Genomic DNA, 5,299 nt, shown 5'->3' on the forward strand with positions numbered 1-5,299 from the left:
GTCGCGGTCGAGGTCGACGCCGGGCGGGAGGTCGCCGTCGCTGGTCACGCCGACGCCGACGGTCCGGGCCGCCGCGTCGGGCGGCACGACCTCGACGCGCAGCGCGCGCACGAGCGGGAGGGACGGGACCGGGTCGAACGCCATGGTGGTCTCCTTCGCGGGTGGTGCTCCTGCAGTGCCCCTGCGCGCTCGTCAACCGGTCGGCCAGACGAGCGGGATGAGCCCGACGGCGACGACGAACCACGCCGCCGTCGTCGCGAGCCCGAGCTTCCAGTAGTCGCCGAACCGGTACCCCGCCGGGTTCATCACGATCATGTTGGCGGGCGTCGCGATCGGGGTCAGGAACGACGCCGCCCCCGCGACGGCGACGAGCATGAGGACGGGTGCGAGCGCGACGCCCGACTCCTGCGCCGCCGCGACGGCGATCGGCGTGACGATGAGGACCGTCGCGGTGTTGCTGACGACCTGCCCGAGGACGAGCGTGAGGGCGAACAGCGCGGCGAGCAGCAGTCGCGCGTCGCCGCCCGCGACGAGGTCGACGAGGTACCCCGCGACGAGGTCGGCCGCACCGCTCGTGCTGATCGCGGTCGACAGCGGGATGAGCCCGCCGACCAGCACGACCGTCTGCCACGACACCGCCCGGTACGCCTGCGCGGGCCGCACGACCCGCAGCAGCACCATCCCGACGGCGCCGACGAGCCCGGCGATCGCGGGCGGCACGAGGCCGCTCGCCAGCAGTGCGACGGTCACCGCCAGCACCGCGACCGCCCGCCACGCGGTCGCCCCGAGCGGCACGGACCGCCGCACCAGGTCGGGGTCGTCGACGACGAGCACGTCGTCCGAGCCGGACAGCGCCTCGACCGCCGGCCACGTCCCGTGCACGAGGATCATGTCGCCCTCGGCGAGCTCGGTCGTGCGCGCGCCGCGGGGTCGGCCGAGCCGCCGGACGGACAGCACCGTGACGTCGGCGTACCGCAGCCCGGGGAAGACGGGCCGCCCGACGAGCGCGTCCTTGTCGAGCACGTCGACGAACGACTTGAACAGGCCCGAGTACGACGCGGAGAACACGGGCGACACGGCGATGACGCCGTCGGCCCGGTCGACCTTGTCGAGCGCCTCGCGCAGCGACCCGGACGCGAACCCGGTGAGGGTCATGTTGACGATCTCGTGGGCGAGGTCCCGGAGCTCCACGGTCTCGACCTGCGCGGTGATGCCGCGCTGGGCGAGCTCGGCCACGGTCGCGTCGGCCAGCCGGTCGGCCAGCAGCCGCGTCGAGGAGGGCTGGGACAGCCCGGCCGAGACGACGACGATCGAGCGGTCGCTCATCGTGTCCTTCTTCCTGTACGTGTGCGAGGGGTGCTGCGAGGGGTGCTGCGGGGTTCCGGATGCCTCAACGCGCGACGGCGTCCGCTGCTTCCACGTCGTCCTCGGCGGTCCGGCCGGTCCAGCGGTCGGCGGCCGCGCCCGTGTGAGCGGCGGGCAGCGTGCCGGCGGCACGGGCGGCGGCGACGCGCTCGGCGTGCGACGGCGGGTTCGACGGCACGTGCGCGGGGCGGACGGCCTCGGCCTCGCGGCGCAGCACGGGCACGATCTCCTCGGCGAGGAGGTCGATCTGCTCGAGCACGGTCTTGAGCGGGAGGCCGGCGTGGTCGACGAGGAACATCTGCCGCTGGTAGTGGCCGACCTGCTCGAAGAACTTGCCGTACCGGTCGATGACCTGCTGCGGCGACCCGACGGTGAGGGGCGTCTGCTCGGTGAACTCCTCCATCGACGGGCCGTGGCCGTAGACGGGGGCGACGTCGAAGTAGGGGCGGAACTCGTCCCACGCCTTCTGCGAGTCCTTGCGGACGAACACCTGACCGCCGAGCCCGACGATCGCCTGGTCGGCCTGGCCGTGCCCGTGGTGCTCGAAGCGCTGACGGTAGAAGTTCACCATCTGCGCGGTGTGCTCCATGGGCCAGAAGATCGCGTTGTGCAGGAAGCCGTCGCCGTAGTACGCGGCCTGCTCGGCGATCTCGGGGGAGCGGATCGACGCGTGCCACACGAACGGCGCGACGCCGTCGAGCGGGCGCGGGGTCGAGGTGAAGCCCTGCAGCGGGGTGCGGAACTTGCCGGACCAGTCGACGACGTCCTCGGTCCACAGCTTGCGCAGCAGCGCGTAGTTCTCGATCGCGAGCGGGATGCCCTGGCGGATGTCCTGCCCGAACCACGGGTAGACGGGGCCGGTGTTGCCGCGGCCGAGCATGAGGTCCATGCGGCCGTCGGAGATGACCTGGAGCATCGCGTACTCCTCGGCCAGCCGGACGGGGTCGTTGGTCGTGATGAGGGTCGTCGCGGTCGACAGCACGATGTTCTTCGTGCGGCCCGCGAGGTAGCCGAGCATCGTCGTGGGCGACGACGGGACGAACGGCGGGTTGTGGTGCTCGCCGGTCGCGAAGACGTCGAGGCCGGCGGCGTCCGCGTGCTCGGCGAACGTGAGCATGTTCCGCACGCGCTCGGTGTCGTCCGGCGTGTGCCCGGTGGTCGGGTCGGTGGTGACGTCCCCGACGCTGAAGATCCCGAACTGCATGGTGCGCCTCGTTCCTGCTGCCTCGATCCGGGGGACCCGCCCTCCGGAGGTTCATGCGTTTGCATGTATCGTCGCGCTCAACCGACCGGCCCCGCGACCTATTCCCAGGGTGCCGTGCCGGTGCCGCCCACGACAGCGGGAGCGGCGCGCCGCGCCGGTCGGACGGCGTCGAAGGGCCCGTGCAGGGGTGCGCGGTTACGGTGGTACCTGGAAGGCATCCAGGGGTGGGGAGGGCCGGCGAGCGTGGCCGACGACCAGGTGAAGGTGCTCGTCGTCGAGGACGACGTCGACACCGCCCAATTCGTCCGGACCGTCCTGGAACGTCGCGGTGGCATGTCGGCCACGGTCGTGCACGACCCGATGTCGGCGCTCGCCGAGGTCGCGCAGCAGACGTTCGACGTGGTCCTGACGGACATCCAGATGCCCGGCATGAGCGGGCTCGAGCTTCTCGGCGAGCTGCGTTCACGCGCCCCCGGCGTGCCCGTCGCGGTCATGACCGCGTTCGCGAGCGTCGACTACGCCGTCGAGGCGCTGCGCCGCGACGCCGACGAGTTCCTCGTCAAGCCGGTCGGCGCGGCGATCCTCGTCGAGAAGGTGCGCGCGCTCGCGGCCGAGGGACGCAGCCGCCGCGACGCCGCCGGGCCGACCGAGACCGTGCTGGCCGTCGGCGCGCACCCCGACGACGTCGAGATCGGCGTCGGCGCGACGCTCGCCTCGCACCGCGCCGCGGGCGACACCGTCGTGGTCCTCACGCTGTCGGGCGGTGCGATCGGCGGCGAGGTCAACGCGCGCCGGCACGAGGCGCTCGCGGCGTCCGCCGTCATCGGCGCGCGGCTCTACCTGCACGACTTCGAGGACACCCGCCTCGACCCCGCGGGCGGCCTCATCACGACGATCGAGGAGACGATCCGCGAGGTCTCGCCGACGATCGTCTACACGCACTCGGTGCACGACCGGCACCAGGACCACCGCGCGGTGCACCAGGCCGTGCAGGTCGCCGCGCGGCGCGTCCCGTCGCTCGCGTGCTTCCAGAGCCCGTCGTCGACGGTCGACTTCCAGCCCGACACGTTCGTGCCGGTCGACGGGTTCGTCGAGACGAAGCTGCAGATGCTCGCGGCGTTCGAGTCGCAGGCGCACCGCGACTACATGGAGCCCGAGCTCGTGCGCGCCACCGCGCGGTACTGGTCGCGGTTCGGCACCGGCCGGTACGCCGAGCCGCTCGAGACCGTGCGGGTCGCGGCGATGATCTCCGGCTCCGGACGCGGCGGCGGGATCGCGGCCGCGGCGGCGCACGAGCCCGCGCCGCTGGCGCACGACGACACGGGAGGAACGCGATGACCAGGGTCCTCGTCACGGGGGCGGGCGGGCCCGCGGGCGTCGCGGTGATCCGCTCGCTGCAGCGGCGCGGCGACGTCGAGGTGTACGCCGCCGACATGGACCGGTGGGCCAGCGCGATCTACCTCGTCCCGGCGGACCGGCGACGCCTCGTCCCGGCGGGTCGTGCGCCCGAGTTCGTCGACGTCGTGCGGGCGATGTGCCGCGAGGACGGGATCGACGTGCTCTACCCGACGGTCGACGTCGAGCTGCCGCGGCTGGCCGCCGCGCGGGACGACCTCGCCGCCGACGGCACGCTGCTCGCGTCGCCCACGCTCGCGACGATCGAGACGTGCCTCGACAAGCTCGCGCTCGCGCGGGCCTGCGCGCGCACCGTCCGCGTGCCGCGCACCGAGCTCGTCGGGACGCCGGAGGCGACGTCGGGCTGGGAGTTCCCGGTCATCGTGAAGCCGCGGCGCGGCGCCGGGTCGCGCGGGGTCCGGACGGTGTTCACGGCCGCCGAGCTCGACGCCGTGCACGCCGAGGAGGACCTGCTGGTGCAGGAGATGCTGCCCGGCGACGAGTACTCGGTCGACGTCCTCGCCGGGCCCGACGGGCAGGTGATCGCCGCCGTCCCGCGCGCCCGCCTGCGCGTCGACTCGGGCGTCGCGGTCGCGGGGGTGACCGTGCGCGACGACGAGCTCGTCGCGACCGCGTCGGCCGTCGCCCGCGCGGTCGGGCTCACGAGCGTCGCCAACGTCCAGCTCAAGCGCGACGCCGACGGCACACCGGCGCTGCTCGAGGTCAACCCGCGGTTCCCGGGCGCGATGCCGCTCACGATCGCCGCGGGCGTCGACATGCCGTCGCTCACCCTCGACGCCGTGCTCGGCCGACCGGTCCCCGAGCGGGTCGACTTCGCCGAGATCGCCAACGTCCGCTACCTCGAGGACGTGTTCCTGCCGGTCGACGAGGTGCTGCCCGCGCCCGACGCCGCGCACGTGCCGACCGGCGCGGACGTCCCCGGCGCATGACGGGCGGCCCGTCGCTGCGCGGCGACCACCACGTGCACTCCGCGTTCTCGGACGACGCGGTGAGCACGCCCGCCGAGAACCTCGCGGCCGCCCGTGCCGCAGGGCTCGACACCGTCCGGATGGTCGACCACGTGCGCGTCTCGACCACGTACGTGCCCGACTTCCTCGCGGTCGTGCGCGGACTGCCAGCCGTCGACGGCCTGCGCGTCCTCACGGGCGTCGAGGCGAAGATCCTCGACGCCGACGGCGGGATCGACGCGCCGCCCGAGGTGCTCGCGGGGCTCGGCGGGCCCGACGGCGCCGACCGGGTGCTGCTCGCCGACCACCAGTACCCCGGGCCCGACGGGCCGTGGAGCCCGCGCGTCGTCGTCGAGCACCTCGCGTC

5 protein-coding genes and 1 pseudogene are annotated in these 5,299 nt (G+C 73.8%); 3 read left to right on the plus strand and 3 right to left on the minus strand.

What is annotated here, in order from left to right; genetic code table 11:
* Positions 1–192: 192 nt before the first annotated feature.
* The 3 genes and pseudogenes from HGA02_RS09320 to HGA02_RS09325 form a co-directional block, all read right to left on the minus strand.
* Positions 193–891 carry an SLC13 family permease gene (locus HGA02_RS09320; protein ID WP_246247603.1) on the minus strand — a complete coding sequence of 233 codons (699 nt, stop codon included), beginning with the start codon at positions 889–891 and terminating at the stop codon, positions 193–195.
* 87 nt (positions 892–978) lie between these two features.
* Positions 979–1,326 (minus strand): annotated as a pseudogene (locus tag HGA02_RS20900) (NAD(P)H-dependent oxidoreductase); the annotation flags it as partial.
* Between the two features lie 64 nt (positions 1,327–1,390).
* On the minus strand, positions 1,391–2,569 hold the full coding sequence (locus HGA02_RS09325; protein WP_168678776.1) for an LLM class flavin-dependent oxidoreductase: 1,179 nt from the start codon (positions 2,567–2,569) through the stop codon (positions 1,391–1,393).
* 243 nt (positions 2,570–2,812) lie between these two features.
* Between HGA02_RS09325 and HGA02_RS09330 the strand changes: the two genes are divergently transcribed.
* The 3 genes from HGA02_RS09330 to HGA02_RS09340 all read left to right on the plus strand — a co-directional run.
* Complete coding sequence (locus HGA02_RS09330) at positions 2,813–3,907, plus strand: response regulator (RefSeq protein ID WP_343035406.1); 1,095 nt, start codon at positions 2,813–2,815, stop codon at positions 3,905–3,907.
* Positions 3,904–4,914 (plus strand): ATP-grasp domain-containing protein, encoded by a 1,011-nt coding sequence (locus tag HGA02_RS09335; RefSeq protein WP_168678778.1) that lies wholly within the window; start codon positions 3,904–3,906, stop codon positions 4,912–4,914. Before HGA02_RS09330 ends, HGA02_RS09335 begins: the two co-directional genes overlap by 4 nt.
* Positions 4,911–5,299: PHP domain-containing protein (locus HGA02_RS09340; RefSeq protein ID WP_246247602.1), on the plus strand; the 389-nt coding region annotated here is incomplete at its 3' end. The genes HGA02_RS09335 and HGA02_RS09340, both read left to right, overlap by 4 nt.

Source organism: Cellulomonas septica, from assembly GCF_012396155.1.
GTDB classification, from domain to species: Bacteria; Actinomycetota; Actinomycetes; order Actinomycetales; family Cellulomonadaceae; genus Cellulomonas; species Cellulomonas septica.